At 69.3% G+C, this 635-nt stretch carries 1 protein-coding gene; it reads left to right on the forward strand.

Going from position 1 to position 635, the window contains the following annotated elements; genetic code table 11:
- On the forward strand, window positions 1-635 hold a 635-nt coding region (locus D9599_RS30825), incomplete at both ends, for a tripartite tricarboxylate transporter substrate-binding protein (RefSeq protein ID WP_198385148.1).

Genomic DNA, 635 nt, shown 5'->3' on the forward strand with positions numbered 1-635 from the left:
CAAGGGCGGCTGCCCTATAGCCCTGTCACCGACTTCACGCCGATCTCGCGGACGACGGTCGGAACCCACCTGCTGATCGTCCACCCCTCCCTTCCGGCCACCAGTGTCGCCGAGCTGGCCGCTCTGGCAAAGGCCAAGCCCGGGGTGATCAGCTATGGCTCGGGTGGCAACGGGACGAGCACGCACATCTGCGGCGAGATGTTCCGGCAGATGGCGGGGGTGGACCTGCTGCACGTGCCCTTCCGAAGCACCGCGCCGGCCGCGACCGCCCTGCTCAGTGGCGACATTCAGATGATGTTCGACACCTTCTCCTCGGCCCTGCCGCAGGTGAAGCAGGGCCGGGCGCGTGCTCTGGCTGTGACCTCGGCACAGCGTACCCCTGCCGCTCCTGACGTCCCCACAGTGGCCGAGACGCTGCCGGGCTTTGAGGCCGACACCTGGGACGGGGTGTTCGCCCCTGCCCTGCTACCTGCCCCGATCGTGGAACGGGTGAATGCGGCGGTGCAGACCTCGCTTGCTCACCCCGGGTTCGTGTCGCGCCTCGAGGCCGCGGGGCTGCAGCCATTCCCGGCCAGACCGGCCGAGTTTGCAGCCTTCCAGCGCGCCGAGGTGGAGAAGTGGGGGCGGGTAGTGCG

Source organism: Roseomonas sp. KE2513 (assembly GCF_016107305.1).
Classification (GTDB): domain Bacteria; phylum Pseudomonadota; class Alphaproteobacteria; order Acetobacterales; family Acetobacteraceae; genus Roseomonas.